Below are 20,950 nucleotides of genomic sequence, written 5' to 3'. Positions count from 1 at the left end.
TCGTTTTGGAGCGGACTACATCCGCTTCTGTGCTGGGCGTCAAGCGATCGAGCGGACCCGATCTCCCATGCGCCGCGGACGTTATCTACACGCTGGAGCACTCTCATTGAGTGCCTTTTGAAACATATTACAAGATCACCGTTTCTGTTTTGTTCTCACTTATCTTATTATTGACTGCTTCGCAAAACTTGTTTACGCGGATGATATTAAAATTGTTCAGAAACGTAACACCTGCTAATTTTCCGTTATTATTAACAAAGTTTAAGATCAAGTAGGTGTTTGACTTGCCCTTCACTTTCTTGGTTCCGATACCCGACATGCCACCTACGATTGTTCCCCATCCCGGAACAAGCAACGTACCGATCAAGGCTCTTCCAACGACGCTCTTGTCTTTTTCGTATATTTCTTGTTCCGTTTTAACCACTGCTGCCCTCATCCTGGCCAATGGAATTTCAAACTTTCGGCCATTGTGATCAATGACTACTTTATCCGAAAAAAGGAATAAATCACAGTCTGCTCTTCTTCCAAGGCCAATTCCTTCGATATGGAAGGCGCTTATCATAGCATCGGCCCCGGAGTCGTGCATCTTTCGGTCCATTTCCTTATTACCTGCACGATTTATCAAAATCACTACAATCAGAACAACAACGATACTAAAGGCTATTACATAAAACATGGAATCCTCTCCCTTTTACCCACAGGAATATTATACTAATATTTCCAAGCAAAAGGTAGAGGAAACCTAAATGCCCCATCGCTGCTTTTCCTCTTTCATGGATACGATCATGGACTGGACCATGAAACGCTTGGTCGCAAAGTCCAGTCCGAGCAGATACTCCGGTGAAAATCCTTTTTGTACATAGTGGTGGAGAAAGTAAAAGTCCTCGTCACCACTTTCAATCAGTTTTTTATGTCACGATCCACTTTTCGCACGCCTTCGCCAAAGCCCGCTAGCTTCAAAGCGTGGCCGCTGATCGCCGCAATCTCGCCAGGACGGAACAAGATACCCACGATGTCTGTCGGTTCGACGCAGCCGAATTCCTTTTGAAGTTGCGCGTCTTTCAGATCCGGTTGGACCACACAGTGATAGACGATATACGGGTCGGCCATCTGGCTGCGCGAGTCGTCCTGCGCCATCGTCAACGCCTCAATCGCTATTGAGCGATCCGGCTCCTGAATCGTGATCTCTCCGTCCAGTGACTCGATGTACAGGTTGGCCGTTCGGCGTTTTCCTCGCTTCAATTTTTCTTTCTCTGCGAGCAGATCTGCAATGGTCAACTGTTTCCCCACTGCCGGATACCTCCTATTTAACAGAAATGGTGTCAAGCATGTTATAATCACTGAACGCAAACGGTACCTCTTCGCTCCCCAGCGTTTTTTGCTCGTACTTCAGGAGGAAGAATTCACCGATTGTGACATCATAGAGCGCGACCCGCTCCGCTCCATGAGCATCCGGGTCTGCCAGCTTTCCAACGATCTCAAAACGAGGATACTCACCTTTTCGTACAGCGTCAGCCAGCTTTTGTTGTACTCGGGAGTATACCTTTTTGATCGTCATGGACCCCTCACCAGTCCAGCCTACAGCTTTTTTATAGGTGGCTGCCTCACCGGCAAAGTTGACATCTTCGTAATTGATCGTTACTTTTGCCTCAAAGCTGTCCACTTCGGCCCACAGTTCTCCGTCTACCCACACACGGCCATATGTTCCGTTGATGACTTTTCTTACATCGGGTTTTGCCATCTTCTATTCACCGCCTTATACATAAATCTTCATTTGCAGGTCTTCGATTGCGTCCAAAAACTTGAGACGTCCGGCCAGGAACACTTTTGCTTGGAACGTGTTCTCCTTCACCTTCTGATCGTCCCAATTGCTCGTGTCCGTACCAATCGCTTCCCAGGCCAGGCGCTGTGCCTCCACGTCCACGCCCACCGTGTTATCTGCAGTCGGATCCAACACGTCCCCTTCCAGGCTCCGCAGGTACGCATTGATGGCAGTGATGAGCAGAACCTGGTTGTCGTAGCTGTTGATGATCTTTCCTGCATACTCGTCATGGAACGTCCGAATGATGTCCTCTTTTACCAGATCATGTCCTTCGATGATCTTGATCTTTTTCCAATCTGCGCCCTTTTGCGTTGTTGTCGTAGTAAGGCTGTTCACGCCGCGGGCGATCTTGACTTTTTCGCCGTCGTTGATCAGGATGAGTTTTCCTGCATCGATGTCGGCATCCGGATCAGAACTCTCTTGGATTGCTTCAACCTCTGGCAGCACATAGTAGGTTGCGCTGCGGTTCAGCGGTAATCCAGCGAGAATACCCGCAATCCGGGCTGTATATTCAGATGCCGAGAAAGGATTGTCAATGCCTTTTACTTTGATGCCCTCAGTCGCAAAGTTGATGATCCCTTCATGGTCGGCTGCCACATTTGGCAACACTGCTTTATAGGTTTTCTTCTGAGTGTCCCGCCAGGTTTTAATCTGGGAGACGATGTCCGCAACATCTCCTTGTTGAATCCCTGGAACGGCTAGGTAATTCCACCGTTTGCTCCCCAATCGGGCAAGCGCATCGTTGTAATTTGCGGCGGTTGTGTCGATTCTCTCCACAATCACCTTCGATGGCGTACCAAGAAAAGCATCCTTGATATACTGCAGGTTTGGCGAGGACCAATCGCTTGATTGGACTTCAGACACAGCTTTGTACTCTTTTGTATCAAAGCTCCCCGTATCGTCCTTGAGGATTAGCGCCACAATGCCGCGCTGGCTTCTCTGAATTGCCGACACGGCCAACGATGAAAAAATAATCGAAATCTCAGGCAGACCCATGCCGCCACCTCCCAAAACTTATCCATGATTTTGTCGAACACTTTCACCAGATTGGCACATCCCAATCTCGTGATTTCACTTCAAAGTCAGCGATCAAAACAACAATTCCCGCATCTTTTCCGTATTCACACCGGCGTCAGGATCAACCGCGGCGGCGTCGTAATACGAAAAGTCGAAGTCGTAGTGCAGTACCTTGTCGATCACTTCGGCTGTAACACCGGAGATCGTGATCGTTCGATCGCCGACCGTAAAGGACAACGCGAACAATTTGTCGAGCCGATCCATGACATCGTAGACTTCTTCCCTGTAAGTGGACAGATTGGCAGGAAAGAATCGGATACGGCAGGTCATATCCCGAAGAATGCTGTACGGGAACGCTTCCACCCGGTTCGTTTCCAGAGACACGAAAAAAGAAGGGCGGTTAATCCCTTCTTCTGCGTCGCTGCTTAGGATCGGTATGTTCGAAAACTCTGCCTTGATCTTGTCATTGATCGCATTCATGATCTGCATGCGCGTCAGCATATCACTGTCTCTCCCTACCCATCATCTGCAACGTCAGCTTTTCAACACCTCCCCTGGAAAGCTTTACATTGACTTCCGATGTCGATGTCCGGAACTCCATGCAAGCGACGGCCATCGACGTTCAACTCCAGCGTGTCGCTCCTTTCTTTGACGCCGGACATGTACGAGGCAAACTTCGCAAGCTTCATAAGCTTCACATCCTCACCTCCTTTCAAAGCCCCATGCGCTTACTGGCATTCGTATCATCCTGGCAGGAAAACAAAAAACCACCCGAGAAATCGAGTGGTTGTCTTATTATCCGATGATATTATTTTAACACCTGACAGGAACAATTGTTCCTCATTATTCGCTCAATTTCCTCTCAAATCTGTGTCACATTCATAGACCTCTAACTTCAAAGCAAACGCCAGCTTAAAAAATGCTCTGCCTCTGATCCTATAGTAAGTGGACTGCGACATACCAAGTTCCATGTATACCTCTATGTCAGTCATATCCTCGTCCCCGAACCACCTCTTCAAAATCAGTTCACGTTCTCTCTTTCCCAACCTCGTCACAGCAGTAATCACACGCTGCACATACTCTTTGCGCTTTAACTCTATGTCAACATTTTTGATCGCCACGTTTTCCGTGCTGCTGTGGAACTGGTTTGTCTGAGTTGGGGGAACCAAGGAGTAACCAGTCGTTGTACCTACCTCTACACCAGGATGAAATCCCATCCTGATGAAGTCGCGTGCTAAATCCAATGCCTCTTTTACTCTTCTCTCTGTGGCTGGACGATCAATCTTCGGCAGTAATTGCTGCGCGCTCATCTTTCATTCCCCCTCGCTGATTTTTCTGTCCGGTCAATTCAGCCCGGACAGCAGTGACCTCGACGTCTTCGCGGATCTCTACCATGTTCTACGCTCCTTTTCGAAACACGCCAAACGAACCTGTCTGCCGATAAACGGTGACCATTTCAGCAGGAGTGTCCCTTCGACAAATCAGTTGGCTTGGACTAAGCTTGTGCTGCTCGATTACTTATTCCGGGCTTGTGTTAGGCGTCCTGCGCTTTCCAGCCTGGCATCCAGGCTTCCACGCAGCGGAGTACCTGCTGCAGTTCGGACCGGCGTACATCCCGATAGCTGGGAACTCCGAAACGATCTTTAATCTCCCGATACAGCTGGCGGAACAATGCACGGCGCCGCTGTGGATCGCTCTCCACCTCGTAGACCCTGCGAGCAACCGCCTTCTGCAACATGCGCTGCTCTCCGTAGTCGATGGTGATTTGTTCGTCGACCTTCTGTTCCAGCTCCAGCAGCTTTTGGCTGTGGGTTTGGGTGACGGATTTCACCTCCTCCATCTCCTCCGCCAATTCTGCCGTCAGCTTGAGGGATTGAATCAGCGCCTGGCGTTCGCTGAGGGGGACGGCTTTACTTTGATCGACAGCGTATTCGCCAGTCTTCCTGATCGCCGGTATTACCTCGTGAGTAATCCAGCGCTTGAAGGATTTTGCCTCTTGCTTGCTGCTGGACAAGATGAGTGAGTACAGGCCCGGCTCGTTCACCAGCCATACCTCCCTGTTTTGACCTGATTCAATCATCGTTTGGATCAGCTTCTCATCGTCATCCAGCTGCCGAATTGCCGTACCGGTATCACGGTTATCCAGCACCTCGCACACATCACGAGCCACGAACCAGGGCTCCCCATCCCGCAGAACAACTCGCACCTGCTTGTCTTGAAAACGGAATACGCTTTGAAGTACGTGCATGCTTTTTCCTCCTTCCTCACTCCCTGATGCCCGCATCTCGCCTCTGCACCGCGCCGGCCTAACTCCCTGCCTTCTTTGAACGATGCAAGTCACGAAGCATCTCAGCCAATTCTGGGTCATCCGCCACTGTGCGCGGTTCTCGTGGCTGCATCGGCACCCCAAGCCTTTCTTGCTCTTGCTGCCACTGAATGGACGCGGGCAGCTTGTCCATGAGCACGACGTTCCCGCGATAACCACGCAATCGCGAACGTCTCTTTCCCTCATGTTCACGAAGCACTTGAACGGTGTGAATCTTCTCCGCATGCCAATTCCGGAGAATTTCAATTGCATACGCGACGCTTTTCATCTCCGAACGCTTTAGGGCTTCGCGTATCAACTCCGGCTCCATAATGCCGACGAAGGCTTCCAACGCATCGATGTCCCATACACCCCTACACTTGATATTCAACTCATTGATCATCGAGAGAAAATTTTCGCGTACCGGTATTTCAAGAGAGAAATTTGTCTTTCGTTTCGTTTTGTTTTGTTTATATAAAGCCTCATGGTTTACCTCACGTTTTTCCGCAAGGTTTGCCTCATGAAGCACCTCACGATCTGCTGCAATTTTTGAGGCATGGTCATCGCTTTTCTCGTGATTCACCTCATTTTTTGCGGTAAGATTAGGAGCCGAGAACGGAATGATCCGGTACTTGCCGGCCTTCTGTTTCCCCTGTGAACGGTACTCTATCCTTCCCTTCTGAACGAGGGTGTTCCGGTGCTTCGCCAGGGTGTTTTCCGTCACGCTGAGTTTCGCCTGCAGGGTTAGATTGGATACCGCAAACCACTCTGGCCAACCGCTCTTGTTTGCGATCGCCATGAGGTGGAACCACAAAGTTTGTGCGGTTGCTTCCAATGGGTTTGTTTCGAGCCAATCTACAAAGGCGTTCAGCTCTCGTATGTAGTTCACACCATCACCTCACCCTCTACACTGGTTGGTGGAAAGCCGCTTGGCAGCCGGCATCCGTTTATTTGCTGTTGTCAGTCCATAGTTTCGTTGATGCGATGGAAACTGTCATGGTATCCCTCCTCTTGATTTACAAGGGACGATAAGCTACGATTAAAGTGATTCCCAATCGTGCATATTTGACCGAGACTCAGCGTGGCCGCGCTGGGTCTTTTGCCTTTATTGCAGCCTGAACGTCATGCAAGTTGTCCCTCCTTTCCGCTTAGTCACGAGGCCGCTGCCGGCCCAACCTACACCGGCAGCCGTTACGGCTCCGCTGGCCGCCCCCGGATTGACCTCGTTTCTGGCGGAGGTATCGACCTCCGTGGAAGCATCGACCGATGGGAAACCTGCTGTACAGACTCTGTGTCAATGCTCCCACCAGGCCGAAGCCCGCGTCATTTCAACAGGCGTCTGGCCTGTTCTCTTACCCCGTCAACAAACTCCTCAGGCGCCATCGTCGCTTTCATGTCCACCAGGTACTCCAGTTCCTCAATTACGTCCCGGACCGTCCACTCCAGACCGTCCCGGTCATCGTCGAACGCGATTGGCTGCAGCAGACGCTGTCTGGCAGGCTCGGTTTGCTCAACGTATTGCGGGAAATCAAGCAGTTTCTCGGGCATTCCGTAGGTCGTTCATGCCGTTTCCTCCTTTCTCAAATCGCGCGGTTTTGCTTCAGCCGTTTCTCGACAGTTTGCACGGAAGTCATGCCTCCATATCTACTTGTATTTCCGACATTTTCAGCACGTTTAAGTCTAGATCCAGATAAACGGCTATCTTGGTAAGCGTCTCGACGCTGGGCACGTATCTCCCGTTCTCGATGTCCGAGATATAGTTGCGAGATAACTTGGTGGCGGATGAAACTTGGCTCTGTTTGATATTCCTTTCCCTGCGCCGGTTTTTTATCACCAGGCCCAACGCTTTTCGGTCTAGCATCCGAATCACCTCCACGTTTCAAATGTATTGTATTTCCGTCACAGAGTAAAATAGCATTTTTGGCAAAATATGAGCAAATGAAAAGAATATCTCGATATAACTTGTCCTTCCGTCATATTACTTGTATTTCCGTCACTTATCAACTTGTATATCCGACATTTCCGACATATAATAGTCATGAAAGTCGGATATACCGACCAAAAAGGAGTGTTGTGATATGTCGCTCGGGGCAAATATTAAGAGGTTTCGGAAACTTAGAGGCTTTACACAGGAAATGTTAGCCAGGAAAGCAAACATGTCCCGTTCTTACCTGGCTGATGTTGAGCGTGATCGTTACAATCCCAGCGTGGATACATTGAAAGCCATCGCGGGAGCGCTTAACGTCGGCGTAAATGATTTGATCGACGCATTGGACGAGCCTGTGAACAATCCTGTTCCCGGCCAACTCACACCAAAAGAAGAACGAGATATCGCCAAGGATCTGGAGCGTATCATGGAGAACCTGGAAAGCGACAATGCCCTGGCATTCCACGGTGAGCCACTAGATGAGGAGACAAAGCGACTGTTGCAAATATCACTCGAAAACTCCCTGCGACTAGCGAAAGAGCTCGCGAAGAAAAAGTTCAGCCCTCACAAATACAAGAAGTAGCGTTCAGAGGATGGGGATCGTTGCATGCGAAAACCAGTTAAGCAAATCGTTTCAGAATTGATCAAAAAACACGGAACCAACGACCCCTTTGAAATCGCAGCTCAGAAAAATATAGTGGTTCTGTTCGAGGAACTTGGCAGTATTTATGGCTATTTCAATGTGTACAAGCGCATACCCATGATCCATATTAATTGTGATCTGAATGAATCTGATCAACTTTTTACCTGCGCTCATGAATTAGGTCACAGCGTGATGCACACGGACGTAAACACCCCTTTCCTAAAAAAGAACACGCTCTTTTCCGTGGAACGGATCGAGCGTGAAGCAAACGAATTCGCCGTCGAATTGTTGATGCCTGACTGTGTGCTTTATGAATATCGAAGCACCGGCATGACCATACATGAAGCGGCTGCCATCTATGGTGTTCCACGTGAGATTGCGCATCTTAAGAAACTGTGACAGGTTTCCCCCGTTTCAGGGCATGATTTCGCCCCAAAACCGAACATACGTTCTTGCGAAAACAACATGGCAAGTGTCAATAACGCGGTGAGAACAATTTCCTACTCGTCGTCGAAGCAGGTTGATGCACCTGGAAAGCGGATCAGGCACACCACCCCCGCTTTCCCCCCTCAACATTCCCTTTCCAAAAAGCAAAAAACCCTTGATTTCTCAAGGGTTTCATATGGAGCGGGTGATGGGAATCGAACCCACGCCGCCAGCTTGGGAAGCTGGAGTTCTACCATTGAACTACACCCGCATCTGGGAGTATGGTGCCGGTGAAGGGACTTGAACCCCCACTCCATTGCTGGAAACGGATTTTGAGTCCGTCGCGTCTGCCATTCCGCCACACCGGCACGTCTGTATAATGTTATAACAGATTGGAAAGAAATCGTCAATGGTGGGGAGAGACGGATTCGAACCGCCGAACCCAGAGGGAGCAGATTTACAGTCTGCCGCGTTTAGCCACTTCGCTATCTCCCCATATAATGCCCGTGGTGCCGGCGATAGGAATCGAACCCACAACCCCCTGATTACAAGTCAGGTGCTCTACCAATTGAGCTACACCGGCAAATTTGCGTCCGCCTCCCATTTTTATCAAGAGTGAAAAAGGAGGTGACGCCATTAAATCTATCATAGTAAGTCATACATGTCAATAGGAAATTTCAGAGAAAGTTTCACTTCCCCTGCTCCTCGAGAATGCGTTTCGCCCATTCGTGGAATATTGGCAGTGCCTGCTCCACGTCGGGGAACACCTGCTCCGCTTCGCAGACGTAATCGGGGAAATTGGTGATGCGGTTCTTGCGGATGCGGACGCCGACCGATTCGCACTTGATTTCCAGAAAGTGCGGAACGGGTTCGTCCACGCCCCATTGATTCTCCATGAATTCATAGGTGCGCACCCATTCCAGAATGCGGATTTCCCCTGGCTTCAGGCGGAGTACCTGTTCCACAGACATAATCGTCTCATTTCCGTAGTAATGCAAGCTCGTCATCCCTTCTTCTGCACCTCCGGCCATGTATCGCGTCGGGCGTCTGGCCGGAGGAATTCCATACATCCGCTGTTGCTGCTTTCCTAGATCGAGGAAAGCAGTTCTTTCAGTTCTTTGACGATTACCGCCTGATAGCCCGTTCCCTCACCGTACTTCTCCAGCATCTCGGCGCGGGCAACCTTGATCTTTTCTTCGTAGTCCGGCGCGCTGCGGTCAGGGTTTTGCTGTTTGAAGGCGACCATTACCGCTTGGACGTGCTGCGGGCGCGGTCCCCATTTCCCCAGCACATGGCCGCCCGCGTCGGCAAAGATGGCGATGGGAATCGCTCTGCCGCCCATGGTGAGAAACTGGTCCATCAGATCGAGGTGCTGTTCCATCACCAGTACTTCCACAGGCATTTCCGTTTCCTCCAACGCGCGGAACAAGACGGGCACATTGCGCACGACGTCGCCGCACCAGTCGGCGGCCAAAATCAGGCAGCGCAAGTCGTCGCGGTGGCGCAGCGAGGCAAAAAATTGCCGATCCTCTTCGCTCGGCCAGGAAAATGCTTCATACCACCCGGCGAAGGCTTCCTTATTTTTGCTCATGGTGTCCATGAACACCTGAGGCTTCAATCCGTTTCCAAATTTGTGGGCCACATTGACCGACATGGTTTCCCCTCCTCAATTCACTGTACCGTTCTAGCTTTCCACACAGCGGAACAAAAATCCTCTTTCTTCCCGCTCACAGCCTAACTCTCAGCTGCTATCGCCACACCGGTGCCTGGGCTTGTCCCGCGCAAGGGGCTCCAGACGTTGCATGTTTCCCAAAACCATCCTCAAAAACAAACAGCGCGGGTTCGCGCTGTCGTTTCCATCATGTCCGGGGAGCCGTCAGAATGCAGGGCACACCACGGCCCACCGCCCCCGGCCGCGACATCTTGTCGACGTACGCCATGCCTCGCGCACACGGCTGCTTGCACGCTTTACAGGTCTCGGACGTGACGATTTTCAGATTCAACTGGTTGGGATGCTGCCGGGATTCCCGATTCGTCTTTGCCTTTTTCGGTTTTGCCATCCGTTCTCCCCCCTCCGCCCCTTGATCGGTTTATTGTATGAAGGAGAACAACCCTGTTCTTTAGGCAAGGACACAAAACGGAGAGACCCGCCGGAAATTGGGCCGGGAGCGGAAAAGATGCGGCACGGTTTCGGTTCGCCCGGAGCGGAAAAGATGCGGCACGGTTTTGGTTCGCCCGGTGTCTCGCCATGACGGTGTCGGCACAAAACAGCCGGCGCGCAGCAAGCGCCTCCGGCCGTTCGTCATGGCCCCGGTCCGCTGTGGATTACCTCCTCACCGGTACGGCTGGCCGGTGAGAAACCCCCACAGCCGCTTCAGTATCCACCACGGTCCGATCAGCAGAAAGACGGGATTTTTCAGAAAGGAGGGAGGATTCCCCTCAACGTAGTGGCCGACAAATTGGAAGATCCACCCGACGATGAACAGGCCGAGCGCCCACTTCCAGCTCCAGAAAAAGAGCGGCAGGGAAATGACGATCATGGGAATGCCGAACGCGTGGGTCAGCTTGTTGACGGGATGCTGGTGGTCGCGCTTGTACCGTTCCAAAAAGGACACCTTTTCCTCCATGTTAAAGACCTCCTTTTTTTCAATATTCTAACACTTTGGAGTACTGCCTTTGAAGCCGTTCACTGCCGTATTTTCGCTGCTTTCCCACGACGGATCGCCCATTCGTCTCCCCATCTGGGCCTCATGACCGTCGCGCGTGAACGGAGGACTTGCGCATCATATTGGCTGTCATGGGCCGCTTTTCATGTGGGAGCCAAGCAAAGGATGGTATAATGAGGAAGTGTTTGCTGTCAGAGAAAAACCGTGATGTTACAGGTGGGAGAGCGATGAATCGGACCAGAACGGAACGGGTCAAGGCCGAAAAGAGGAAGAGACGGCGCAGACGCTTGTACATGTTGCTTAATGGCCTCGTACTCGGTGTGATGTTCTTTCTGTTCTTCGGGTTGTATCATATGGAGAATCTGCAGAGGGAGATTCCCCGGCAGAGCGGAAGCGGTCAAGTGGAACAAGCCGGCGAATCAACGGCAGGCAGCGATCCGACCGTCACGCTCAGCTTTGCGGGAGACACGATGATGTCCGGCCACGTGGAAACGAGGTTGAGGGAGAATGGCTTCGACTTTCCGTTTGTGCACGTTACATCGCTGTTTCAGCACGACGATGTTACCGTCGTCAATTTGGAAACACCCGTGACTACGCGCGGAACACCCGCTGCCAAGACCTATGTGTACAAGTCGCCCCCGGAAGCTGTACCGGCGATGAAAACAGCCGGGATTGACCTGGTCAACCTGGCGAACAACCATTCCATGGACCAGGGTGTGGAAGGCCTGCTTGACACGATGCGCGTACTGGATGAAAACGAGATCGCCTATGTCGGCGCCGGTGCGGATGCAGCCCGCGCATACGCCCCGGTGTTGGTCGAGCGACACGGCATCACCATCGCGTTCTTCGGCTTCAGTCGGGTTGTACCGGAAGTCAGTTGGTACGCCGGCAAAAACAAGCCGGGACTCGCCGTCTCGTACGACCCGGCCCGCGCTGTCGAGGCGATTCGCGCGGCACGTTCCAAAGCCGACCTCGTCGTCGTAATCGCCCATTGGGGCAAGGAAAAAGTGGACCTCCCTGTCGATCACCAAAAGGAACTGGCCCGTGCCTACATTGACGCCGGTGCCGATCTCGTCGTCGGCAGTCATCCGCACGTGCTGCAGGGGTTTGAATCGTATCATGGCAAGTGGATTGCGTACAGTTTGGGCAACTTCATTTTTACGCGTGCCGCAGAGCCGAAAACCTGGGAGACCATGGTGCTGCAGGCGACATGCACGAAACAGGGAGACTGCACTCTGAAGATGCTGCCGTACCACGCGGAGTTGGGACAGCCGGTGCCGATGAACGAGGCGGACGGCGCCCGCCTGCTCAAGCGGATCGAATCCATCTCCACCCATGTCAGGATCGATCCGGACGGCAGCGTGCATGGCGGGACTGCCCAGACGGCACAATGAACTGGCGACCGGAAACACCACGCCCTGCGCTGACATACGGATCACAAAAAAGGAGCCGGAAATCCAGGCTCCTTTTCATGTACGTATCGAAACACTAACACGAAGAAAAAACCGCTGCACCTCGCAGCGGTCAGCGCTTTTCGGACAGCAGTTTGCGTACTTCCTGCTCCAGGACGGCCGCGTCAACCATGCCGATGATGGTTTTGCGGATGATACCCTGCTGATCGATCAGAAATGTGGTGGGAAACGCCATAATCCGATAGCGGTTGGCCACTTCCCCTGTCTTGTCCATCGGCACGGGAAACAGCAGTTTGTATGTCTGCACAAAGTTTTTGGCGCCGTCCACGCTGTCTTCACTGGTCACGTTGATGGCGTACAGATCCACCTGCTGACCAAACTTTTGGTAGAACTTGCGCAGTTCCGGTGCTTCCATCTGGCACGGACCGCACCAGGAAGCCCAGAAATTCAGGATGAGCGGCTTATTACGCTTGCCGTTTAGCTGATACGTCTGGTTGTCCATCCCGATCAGCGTAAAATGGGGGGCTTCATAACCCTGTATCGGCTTTTGTTCCGCTTTCGGTTCCGCCATGACCGTCGGGCTTTGTCCCGCATGCGGCCAGAAGATCAGTCCGACGAAAAAGGCTACAAATAGTGCCGGCAGCAGTTTTTTCATCTCTTCACCTCGTTTAGAATCCGGTAAAGCCTCCATACAGTTGAATCAGGACGCGGGTAATTTCCGTCAACTTATCGGTATACAGCAGGATCCCGAACAGGATCATGGCTGCACCGCCCAGTTTCATCAGCCGGTCCGAGTACTTGACGATCGCTCCGACCTTGCTGATGAAAAACGTCATGAGGAAGAACGGCAGGGCAAACCCCAGGGTGTAGGCCAGCGTGTAGGTCAGCGCACGCGTCGGATCGGTCACGCCCAGCACGAAGATCCCGGAGAGGATCGGACCCACACACGGCGTCCACCCCGCCGCATAGGTGATGCCGACCAGTATGGACCCAGTATACCCCAACGGGCGAGATTTTAAATCAATCTTCCACGTCCGCATCATCCAGTCCATTTGGAATACACCGAGCAGGACCAGCCCAATCACCGCCAGGAGAATGCCGCCCAGTTGGCGGATCAGGTCTTTTTTCTCGGCAAACAGATTGCCCAGCCAGGACGTGGACAGACCCAGTGCGACAAAGACGATGGAAAACCCGAGAATGAAAAACAACGTATGCAGCAACGCCTGCCGTTGAAAGACCGCCCTCCCCTTCTTCACCTCGTCCATGGTGATGCCGGTCACATAGGACAAAAACGAAGGGTAGAGCGGCAGACAGCATGGGGAAACAAAGGAAAGAAGCCCCGCGCCAAAAGCCAGCAATACGGAAAGATTTGCAGTCATAACTACCTCCGAGGACACCATTTTGTACTATTGTAACGGATGCAGTCCTTGTCCAAAAAGTGGATCGGGCACTTTGTCTTAAAAACGTTGGAATTTCGTTTACAGAAGATATATTATGGTAACTCGCTGTAACCAAAAGATCCCACTAACTAAAAAGAGACGAATGAAACAGTCATCCGTCTTTTTCTCAATTGATATGTATCTGTCCAACTGCGGGTCAATCAGCACGAGGGTTTGTGCCCGTTTTCTCTGCCGCTCGCTTACTGCATGGAAATCGGCAGCCGAACCTCAAACCGTGCCCCGCCCAACTGCGGCGAATTGTCGGCGAAGATCTCGCCGCCGTGATCGATGATGATCCGCTGCGTCGTGGACAGTCCCAGCCCCGTTCCATCCGGTTTGGTCGTGTAAAACGGCACGAACAGATTTTGCTTGACACTGTCGGACAAGCCCACGCCGTCATCCTCCACAATAATGACGACCTGATTGATCGACGCGTACGCCGACACCTGAACGACTGACCCTTTGGATGCCAGTGCCTCCAGCGCATTTTTCAGGATATTCAAAATCGCCTGTTTAATGCGCGCGCGGTAGCCGAAGACATGCCATTGTTCGCCGGACCAGTTCAGTTCCAACCGGATGCCCCGTCGGATTGACTCCGGTTCCAGCAGGCGAATCACGCCCAGCACTTCCTCCATCACCAAAAACCGTTCGGCTACGATCTTGTCGTCCCGGTAGCGGGCCAGGACAAGTACGTCGTTCAACAGCCCGTCGATCCGCTCGATTTCGGTCAAGATGACGGAAAAATACGATTGGTTTCCGTCCGTCTCCATCTGTTCCCGCAGCAGTTGAATAAACCCTTTGATCGAGGTCAGCGGGTTGCGGATTTCATGGGCCATGCCGGCAGCCAGCTGCCCTACGGCGGCGAGGGCTTCCCGCTTGGTCAGTTCCTCATCGTACCGCTTGCTCTCCGTAATGTTGCGCATCACGGCAATGGCTCCCTGCAGTTCCCCTTCGTGATAGATCGGGCTGGTGCTGACTGTTGTCCACTTGCCATTGTACTCCGCCACGTAGTGACCGGATTGGCCGCGCTCCACCACCCATTGCAGAAAGCGTTCACATTCGCGCGGGCGAAACGTTTCGTCGATCTGCTTGCCGATGATTTGCTCCCGCTCCACCGAGAGCAGATCTGCCAGGGCTTGGTTGGCTTCCACAATCCGCAGATCCTTGTCGATCATCAGCACGGCGATGTCTGTCGACTTCAAGATGAGCTGCACAAGTTCCTGTTCCGCCACTTCCGTAAACGGTTCACCTGTGGTAAGAGCGCTTTCAGGCTGGCGCATGTCCTCGCGCTCGGCCATTTGACAGGTTTGTACCACAGCGTCTATCAGCTTTTCGACATAACGAAACACGTCCATCTGCATTGAAGAAAATGAGGGCCATTCCGCGGGCGATTGCATCAACTGTTCCGCTTCTGCCTGCAGCTGCTCCACAATCACGTCACGTCCCAGCCGGATAAATTCCAGAATGCTGGCGAGCGGCACCCCCTGCTTGGCCTGTTTCAACGCAAACTCTCGCATCTGCTGTTCCAGCATCAACCCGTTCCCGGTTTCCAAAACATTCGCCAATCCCTTGATGAACTGCTCCAACAATGCCAGGGTGTGGGGGGCGTCTGCCTTGAATAGATCGGAGAGTTGGTCGTGGTTCAACAATAACGAATTCGCTTTGGCCGCCAGATCAGGGGCCAGACTGGTTACGCGCATAGCGACACGTTTTTTCACTTCCCACTGGCTCCTTCACGCTTGTTTCCATTTTTGGATGTTGCCCTACATTTCCTATTATCACCAAAAGATTGTCGCTGTGTAAAGCGGCGTGATGATCGGCTCGCACGATTCACGCCGCTGTAACCGCCGCAAAATTACGTTCCGATCAACAACAGGCCGTTATCGATCAACTGTGCCTGCTCCTCGCCTTTCTCGCGCAGCGCTTCCAATGCCAGGCGAAGCTGTGCCTGTTTGTCCGGGAGCAGGCCGCGTTTGTGGAGAACCTCCAGGATTTCCAGACGAATCAGCCAGTCGTCCGTATACGCCTCGTCTACTTCCCGCAGCACTTCCGCCAGTACACGCTGCGCCGTCTCGGCAGCAGGTGCCTGTTCGCGAATGTCGCGCACCTGCTGATACAACCGATGCAGCCGTTTTTGCTCCGGACTGTACACCGGGCGTCTGGCGTTGACGGCCGAAGGCTTGTGCGTGCCGGTGGCAAACGCTTCGCGGTCTGCCGCTCCCGCAAAGACAGAGACGATTTTTTCGCCGACCGCCATGTCGTACGTCCCCCACTCGGACATAAACAGCGTTTTTCCCCGGTACGTGACGGTGCAGTTGTCAAATCCGATTAAGACGATCTTGCCGTTTTCCCGTCGAATGTACGCCACTTTGCCGACCACCTGGACACCGGAGGCAAAGGTCAGCGTGGTCGTCTGGTCCACGACGATTCCGTACGCCTCAAGCTGTCCGTCCGTAAACTCCTCCAGCGGGGTGGGTTCGCCGGCAAGCAAGCCGATCGGAGAGCCGAAGCCTTCTGCGTGATTGCCGTGGCCGGGAAGTTCCTTGTCACCCACGGCCAGCGCAGTCGGTCCCGTCGTCTTCAAGTAGACCGCTTCACCTCTGTCGTCAAATTCCAGCTCGCTGAGCACGCCGCTCACCTGCAGACCGGAACTGTATACGGAGGTGGACGTCTGCGGCATTTTGCTCGCCTTGATCAGGCTCTGTGTGCCGCCGACGGACATGGCCATCGTTTTGGCAAATTCCTGCACGGCTTCGATCAGCTCGTCAAAATCCCTGCAGACGAACAACTGCGGCTGCGGTTTGGTGATGTCGTAATCCGTTTCGATGCAGGCCTGAAGGGAAAACGGAATTTTTTTCACGTCGTCTTTCAGGCAGCTCATGCTCTCCCCTACCGATGACAGCAGGCCGGCACCGTAAATCTGCGGATTCTCCAGGTCGCCAATCAGCCCGTATTCCACCGTCCACCAGTAGAGACGGGCAAGCTGGTTGGCTTCGGACACTTCCTTGACCGCCTGCGCTTTTTGCTCCAATGCCAACTCTGCTGCCCGGATCTCCTCATCGGTGGACTCGGGATCCTCTTTGACGATCGACAGCAAGCGGATGGCCTCGTACAATTCGTAATCCTCGCGGGAGGACAGCGCGCGGGAACCGATTTCCCCGAATAATTTGAGGTAGGAACGGTACTTTTCGTCTTTGATGATCGGCGCGTGTCCCGCCGCCTCGTGGATGATGTCGGGTGCCGGCGTGTATGCGATGTGATCGTACTGGCGGATGTCGCAGGCGATGGGCAGGATGCCGTGCGCCTGGAAGTCAAAAAACGCCACGGCCGGAATAAAGCCGTTGATGGTAACGGCGCCCCAGCCGATCTGGGCCAGGCTTTCGTTCATCTCCCGGATGTTGGGGATGCGCTCCACGCTGATACCGGAAGTGCGCAGACCGTCCACGTAGGCGGCGTGGGCCTTCTTGCTGAGAAAACTGAGATTTTGCCGCATCACGTAGCGCCAGACGGCGTGGTCGACGGGCGTGTACCGCTCGTAATCCTGTTCCACTACAAACTCTCTGAGATGGACAGGCACCTGCACCAGAGAAAAATCGGATTCCACACGATTCATTCTCACAGCCTCCTCAACAGGTTTTTGTGAAAACGCTTTCTCGATCTATCATACCACGTCCCGGACCAAAATTGTGCAAAAAATGTTTATTGTTCAACTTATCTGGATAAGACCATCCGACTTCTATTTTCTTCCATTATACAACAAAAGCATAAATAATGAAAAAACCGCAGGACGCTTACTCGCGTCTGCGGTTGATCTGCTGTTCCAGCATGATGTCCACCAGCAGCAAATCTTGCAGTGGGTCCTTGGGATCAGTCGTCAACAGTGCCGAGACGGCCGCCATGGCGCAGCGGACGGCATGGTACGAGTAAAAGGCGTCCCGTTCTGCGTCGTTGGACAGCGACAGGTCGGACAACTCCTGGACCGGATAAGGAAAATCACTCTCCAGACCGGCTCTGTCCAGTACGATCAGGGCCTGTTTGATGGCGATCAGCGCGGCGCTGACGCTGATTCCGTATTCCTGGCGCAGTTCTTCCCACACCTGAAACGCTGAACGCTCCACCCGCTCCTGATTCGGCCGGATGATAATTCCTGTCTTTCGCCCTTCTTTCAGGAGCCAGTCGACAAAGATGTCATGGCGGGGCGGAAACGCATACACCTGCAGTTTCAGCTCCAATTCCGTGGGAAAGTCTTTGGCGAACCGGGCGTGGGCCAGTGACATTTCGTATCGGCGGGACGGGTGGCCGGGCACCGTGACAAACACTGTCTCCTGCCGGATGGCCGCGATCTGCAGTTTGGTCCGCGCCGGAATGCGCGCCTGAGGGGCCTTGTCCCGACGGATGTTGCCCGGAATCAATTCTGTGCCGAACTGATGATACTCCAGCGGCGAATCGATCCAGGGGATTGGCTCGCGGGACTGAATTTCGTACAGACCGTTGAAGGTGATCCATTCCCCCGGACGGCGCTGGCTGCGAATCAGCACGGCGTGCCGCTCATCTTCCGGGACGATCTCTCCTGTCGTGCCCTCATCCGCGGGGAACAACCGCTTGTGCTCGACCAACACGCAATCGGTCAACTGCAACCTCTCCAGAAGCTCCCGCTTGCTGACCCATTCGTACCCGATCCGGTATATGCGATGTTTCATCATTTCCACCTCCTCGCCGCTTGGGAGGGCACTGTTTTGTTGGTTATTGTACGTTATGCGCTCAGCTTGACTGCCCGTTCGCCGCATCTGTCGCGATGCGTTTCAGTTCTCTGGCCGCTTCGGCGGGCGACGAGGCACGAGTGATTGCGCTGATGACGGCGACGCCATCCGCTCCTGCCGCCAGTACGTTCCGCGCATTCTCCAGCGTGATGCCGCCGATGCCGACGATCGGCAGTCCGCTGCCGACAGCCTCGCGGATGGCTCGCAGTCCCTCAGGACCAATCGGCTCACCGGCGTCCGCTTTGGATGCGGTGGCATACATCGCGCCGACTCCCAGGCAGTCGGCTCCGCCTGCTTGGGCAGCAAGTGCTTCCTCCACCGTCCCGGCAGATACGCCTATGTACATCTGCTCGCCAACCAACTCCCGCACCTGGGCGAGCGGCATGTCGTCCTGTCCGACGTGGACCCCGTCCGCCTTCAGCCGCACTGCCAATGATACGTCGTCATTGACGACAAACAACGCACCGTACTGCCGGCACAAGGCCCGCATTTCCAGGCCGAGACGGTACCGCTCTTCGTCCGTCAAACGGCTCCCCTTGTCCCGCAGCTGCAGCATCCCGACGCCGCCGGCCAATGCCTCGCGGACAATGGCCAGCGTACGCTCGGGCGAAAAACCGCAATCCTGCGTGCCCACCACAAAATAGACCTGCATGCTTTTCCGCAAGCGTTCACGGTCTCTCATCTCTGACTCTCCTTCCATCGATCCAGCGCCTCCCGGTACCCTCGCGCCGCCGCCTGCGGGTCACTCGCCGCTGTAATGCCGGACAGCACAGCGATCCCCGCTGAGCCTGCTGCCAGCACATGAGAGGCGTTTTCCGGCGTGATCCCGCCGATGCCGATGACGGGAATCTTCACCTGCGCAGCGATCTTACGCAATTCATCCGTTCCGCGCGGCTCCAGACCGGGTTTGGACGCACTCGGAAAAATATGGCCGTACAAGAGGTAATCCGCTCCCTCCACAGCCGCCTGCTTGGCTTCGGCCAGCGAATGAACGGATCGGCCGATCTGCTGCCCCGGCTTTAACACACGGCGGGCTTCCGCCGGGGTCAAGCTGTGGTACGCGAGATGAGCGCCCCTGCACCCGGCCGCCGCTGCCACGTCTACCCGGTCGTTGACCAGAATTCGCTCACGGGGCATGACCTGGGCCAGCGCTTCCACCCACTCCATGCATTCTCGGGCAGTCCGCTGCTTTTCACGGATGTGCAGGTAGTCCATCCCGACCAAAAAGGCGGCCTCCGCCACCCTCAGCACTTCATTGAGGGACTGCCTGCCGCTGGTGATGACGTGCAGTTCAGGTTGCCGGGGTCCCATATGCCCCTGCCCCTCCTGTCAGTGCTGACACGCACTCCTGCAGCCAGCTTGTCATGTTGTCCTCCTGGCCCTCCGGCACGCGAGCCAGCATCTCGTGCGCCAGGCGGCGAAGCAAAAACGATTGCGGCAGCGTCAGCGGGAACGTGACCGTTCTCGGCTTTGTCTCTCGCCCTTCCAGCTCCTGCACTCCTGCCAACAAAATATCGGCAATGGATTCTACCAGATCTTGCATCGATTCCTGCTGTTTCATATCATCGTAGCAGCCGTCGAACAGGCGGCACAAAATCAAAAACGCCTGTGTCGACAGCGTCACCTGCTGTACATCCTGCATCGGTTCGGTCACGGTTGCTCCCCCCACTTGTTGAGAAACTCCCCCTATTATATCACTAGCCGATGCGGCTCCGCCAAGCCTGCAAATCGCTGCTCCACTCGGTTGGGCCCGCAAGTCGGTCTGCCTGGAAACTCCCTCTATGCAGTTGGTTTGTCGTTGCAAAAATCGCTTTTCCCATACGTTCCTGGCCGGAGGCCTGCACCACGTCAGGACACTGTCCACTTTTTTTGCCGATCGTCAGGGGTGCGAGCGGGCACCATCACCCATGACACCCCGGACTTTGTCTGCAAACAAAAACCGCCGGATTCACCGGCGGTTCAGCGTGTAGACAAAGTACCGAAGGTACAAGGTCTACACGCTTTTTTGTCGAATAAACAAGACATTCAACACTTTGTAGAGGTGAAAGCATGCTGAACAAGCAACAGGCCGAAGGCCGTTATCAGATATCTGTAGTCTCATTAGATGAATTGGTTCCACAAGATCATCTTGTTCGAAAAATTGAAAATGCCATCGACTTTTCTTTTATCTACGACTTGGTGAAAGATCGATACTCTCTCGATAACGGAAGACCTAGCATTGATCCTGTTGTCCTCATCAAAATGGTGCTCATCCAGTACCTGTTTGGAATCCGTTCCATGCGTCAAACCATCAAAGAAATCGAAACGAACATTGCTTATCGGTGGTTTCTGGGTTACGACTTTACACAACCGATTCCCCACTTCACTACGTTCGGTAAAAACTACGTACGGCGATTCCAAGGAACCGATCTGTTTCAAAAGATTTTTACTCGTATTCTCGAGGAGGCTTGCCATCATGGATTTGTAGATCCCTCGGTCCTGTATATTGATTCCACCCATGTAAAAGCCAGTGCGAACAAGAACAAATACATCA

The 20,950-nt window shown here is 53.5% G+C and carries 26 protein-coding genes and 4 tRNA genes; 4 read left to right on the top strand and 26 right to left on the bottom strand.

The window, feature by feature from the left end; translation table 11 throughout:
• Window positions 1–127 precede the first annotated feature (127 nt).
• From ETC00_RS04575 to ETC00_RS04530, 10 genes are all read right to left on the bottom strand, one after another.
• Window positions 128–676: a hypothetical protein gene (locus ETC00_RS04575; protein WP_171564778.1), complete on the bottom strand. Its 549-nt coding sequence runs from the start codon at window positions 674–676 to the stop codon at window positions 128–130.
• 224 nt (window positions 677–900) lie between these two features.
• On the bottom strand, window positions 901–1,290 hold the full coding sequence (locus ETC00_RS04570; RefSeq protein WP_171564777.1) for a phage tail assembly chaperone: 390 nt from the start codon (window positions 1,288–1,290) through the stop codon (window positions 901–903).
• A 13-nt stretch (window positions 1,291–1,303) separates the two neighbouring features.
• Window positions 1,304–1,741 carry a phage tail tube protein gene (locus ETC00_RS04565; protein ID WP_171564776.1) on the bottom strand — a complete coding sequence of 146 codons (438 nt, stop codon included), beginning with the start codon at window positions 1,739–1,741 and terminating at the stop codon, window positions 1,304–1,306.
• A 15-nt stretch (window positions 1,742–1,756) separates the two neighbouring features.
• Window positions 1,757–2,818 carry a phage tail sheath subtilisin-like domain-containing protein gene (locus tag ETC00_RS04560; protein ID WP_171564775.1) on the bottom strand — a complete coding sequence of 354 codons (1,062 nt, stop codon included), beginning with the start codon at window positions 2,816–2,818 and terminating at the stop codon, window positions 1,757–1,759.
• Window positions 2,819–2,911: 93 nt separating this feature from the next.
• A complete protein-coding gene (locus ETC00_RS04555) occupies window positions 2,912–3,340 on the bottom strand; it encodes a phage tail terminator family protein (protein WP_171564774.1) in 429 nt (142 codons plus the stop codon).
• Window positions 3,341–3,690: 350 nt separating this feature from the next.
• The gene (locus tag ETC00_RS04550) at window positions 3,691–4,149 is read right to left on the bottom strand and encodes an ArpU family phage packaging/lysis transcriptional regulator (protein ID WP_171564773.1); all 459 of its coding nucleotides are present in this window, start codon (window positions 4,147–4,149) and stop codon (window positions 3,691–3,693) included.
• Window positions 4,150–4,373: 224 nt separating this feature from the next.
• A complete protein-coding gene (locus ETC00_RS04545) occupies window positions 4,374–5,087 on the bottom strand; it encodes a BRO family protein (protein ID WP_171564772.1) in 714 nt (237 codons plus the stop codon).
• A gap of 58 nt (window positions 5,088–5,145) precedes the next feature.
• Window positions 5,146–6,033, bottom strand: a complete 888-nt coding sequence (locus ETC00_RS04540) for a DnaD domain protein (RefSeq protein ID WP_171564771.1) — start codon at window positions 6,031–6,033, stop codon at window positions 5,146–5,148.
• Window positions 6,034–6,467: 434 nt separating this feature from the next.
• Window positions 6,468–6,692, bottom strand: a complete 225-nt coding sequence (locus ETC00_RS04535; protein WP_171564770.1) for a hypothetical protein — start codon at window positions 6,690–6,692, stop codon at window positions 6,468–6,470.
• 82 nt (window positions 6,693–6,774) lie between these two features.
• Window positions 6,775–7,005: a helix-turn-helix domain-containing protein gene (locus tag ETC00_RS04530; protein ID WP_171564769.1), complete on the bottom strand. Its 231-nt coding sequence runs from the start codon at window positions 7,003–7,005 to the stop codon at window positions 6,775–6,777.
• Between the two features lie 217 nt (window positions 7,006–7,222).
• On the opposite strand from ETC00_RS04530, the gene ETC00_RS04525 reads away from it, so the two are divergent.
• Together ETC00_RS04525 and ETC00_RS04520 are read left to right on the top strand one after the other, a co-directional pair.
• Window positions 7,223–7,654: a helix-turn-helix domain-containing protein gene (locus tag ETC00_RS04525; RefSeq protein ID WP_171564768.1), complete on the top strand. Its 432-nt coding sequence runs from the start codon at window positions 7,223–7,225 to the stop codon at window positions 7,652–7,654.
• Window positions 7,655–7,678: 24 nt separating this feature from the next.
• Window positions 7,679–8,113, top strand: a complete 435-nt coding sequence (locus ETC00_RS04520; protein WP_171564767.1) for an ImmA/IrrE family metallo-endopeptidase — start codon at window positions 7,679–7,681, stop codon at window positions 8,111–8,113.
• A gap of 224 nt (window positions 8,114–8,337) precedes the next feature.
• Here ETC00_RS04520 and ETC00_RS04515 read toward each other — a convergent pair.
• From ETC00_RS04515 to ETC00_RS04480, 8 genes are all read right to left on the bottom strand, one after another.
• Window positions 8,338–8,411, bottom strand: a tRNA-Gly gene (locus tag ETC00_RS04515).
• Between the two features lie 11 nt (window positions 8,412–8,422).
• Window positions 8,423–8,508, bottom strand: a tRNA-Leu gene (locus ETC00_RS04510).
• Between the two features lie 42 nt (window positions 8,509–8,550).
• Window positions 8,551–8,635 (bottom strand) — tRNA-Tyr (locus tag ETC00_RS04505).
• 12 nt (window positions 8,636–8,647) lie between these two features.
• A tRNA-Thr gene (locus tag ETC00_RS04500) sits at window positions 8,648–8,723 on the bottom strand.
• A 106-nt stretch (window positions 8,724–8,829) separates the two neighbouring features.
• Window positions 8,830–9,138, bottom strand: coding sequence for a hypothetical protein (locus ETC00_RS04495; RefSeq protein WP_171565013.1), 309 nt, complete (start codon window positions 9,136–9,138; stop codon window positions 8,830–8,832).
• Between the two features lie 89 nt (window positions 9,139–9,227).
• Window positions 9,228–9,794, bottom strand: coding sequence for a thioredoxin family protein (locus ETC00_RS04490; RefSeq protein WP_171564766.1), 567 nt, complete (start codon window positions 9,792–9,794; stop codon window positions 9,228–9,230).
• A gap of 205 nt (window positions 9,795–9,999) precedes the next feature.
• Window positions 10,000–10,200 (bottom strand): hypothetical protein, encoded by a 201-nt coding sequence (locus ETC00_RS04485; RefSeq protein ID WP_171564765.1) that lies wholly within the window; start codon window positions 10,198–10,200, stop codon window positions 10,000–10,002.
• Between the two features lie 273 nt (window positions 10,201–10,473).
• Window positions 10,474–10,767, bottom strand: coding sequence for an Mpo1-like protein (locus ETC00_RS04480; RefSeq protein ID WP_029099143.1), 294 nt, complete (start codon window positions 10,765–10,767; stop codon window positions 10,474–10,476).
• Window positions 10,768–11,033: 266 nt separating this feature from the next.
• On the opposite strand from ETC00_RS04480, the gene ETC00_RS04475 reads away from it, so the two are divergent.
• Complete coding sequence (locus tag ETC00_RS04475; protein WP_171564764.1) at window positions 11,034–12,200, top strand: CapA family protein; 1,167 nt, start codon at window positions 11,034–11,036, stop codon at window positions 12,198–12,200.
• 130 nt (window positions 12,201–12,330) lie between these two features.
• On the opposite strand, the gene ETC00_RS04470 is transcribed toward ETC00_RS04475, so the two are convergent.
• The 8 genes from ETC00_RS04470 to ETC00_RS04435 form a co-directional block, all read right to left on the bottom strand.
• A complete protein-coding gene (locus tag ETC00_RS04470; RefSeq protein ID WP_171564763.1) occupies window positions 12,331–12,873 on the bottom strand; it encodes a TlpA family protein disulfide reductase in 543 nt (180 codons plus the stop codon).
• 13 nt (window positions 12,874–12,886) lie between these two features.
• Window positions 12,887–13,597, bottom strand: a complete 711-nt coding sequence (locus tag ETC00_RS04465; protein WP_171564762.1) for a cytochrome c biogenesis CcdA family protein — start codon at window positions 13,595–13,597, stop codon at window positions 12,887–12,889.
• A gap of 260 nt (window positions 13,598–13,857) precedes the next feature.
• A complete protein-coding gene (locus ETC00_RS04460; protein ID WP_171564761.1) occupies window positions 13,858–15,375 on the bottom strand; it encodes a two-component system sensor histidine kinase NtrB in 1,518 nt (505 codons plus the stop codon).
• 137 nt (window positions 15,376–15,512) lie between these two features.
• Complete coding sequence (locus tag ETC00_RS04455) at window positions 15,513–17,270, bottom strand: aromatic amino acid hydroxylase (protein WP_171564760.1); 1,758 nt, start codon at window positions 17,268–17,270, stop codon at window positions 15,513–15,515.
• Between the two features lie 178 nt (window positions 17,271–17,448).
• The gene (locus ETC00_RS04450) at window positions 17,449–18,357 is read right to left on the bottom strand and encodes a hypothetical protein (protein WP_171564759.1); all 909 of its coding nucleotides are present in this window, start codon (window positions 18,355–18,357) and stop codon (window positions 17,449–17,451) included.
• 61 nt (window positions 18,358–18,418) lie between these two features.
• A complete protein-coding gene (thiE, locus tag ETC00_RS04445; RefSeq protein WP_171564758.1) occupies window positions 18,419–19,099 on the bottom strand; it encodes a thiamine phosphate synthase in 681 nt (226 codons plus the stop codon).
• Window positions 19,096–19,728 carry a thiamine phosphate synthase gene (locus ETC00_RS04440; RefSeq protein WP_171564757.1) on the bottom strand — a complete coding sequence of 211 codons (633 nt, stop codon included), beginning with the start codon at window positions 19,726–19,728 and terminating at the stop codon, window positions 19,096–19,098. Before ETC00_RS04440 ends, thiE begins: the two co-directional genes overlap by 4 nt.
• The gene (locus tag ETC00_RS04435; RefSeq protein WP_171564756.1) at window positions 19,709–20,071 is read right to left on the bottom strand and encodes a hypothetical protein; all 363 of its coding nucleotides are present in this window, start codon (window positions 20,069–20,071) and stop codon (window positions 19,709–19,711) included. The genes ETC00_RS04440 and ETC00_RS04435 overlap by 20 nt, the downstream gene beginning before the upstream one ends.
• Before the next feature lie 395 nt (window positions 20,072–20,466).
• On the opposite strand from ETC00_RS04435, the gene ETC00_RS04430 reads away from it, so the two are divergent.
• On the top strand, window positions 20,467–20,950 hold a 484-nt coding region (locus ETC00_RS04430), incomplete at its 3' end, for a transposase (protein WP_171564755.1).

The organism is Brevibacillus sp. MCWH (genome assembly GCF_013096935.1).
Classification (GTDB): domain Bacteria; phylum Bacillota; class Bacilli; order Brevibacillales; family Brevibacillaceae; genus Brevibacillus; species Brevibacillus aydinogluensis.
This window is presented reverse-complemented; position numbering and strand designations above follow the sequence as displayed.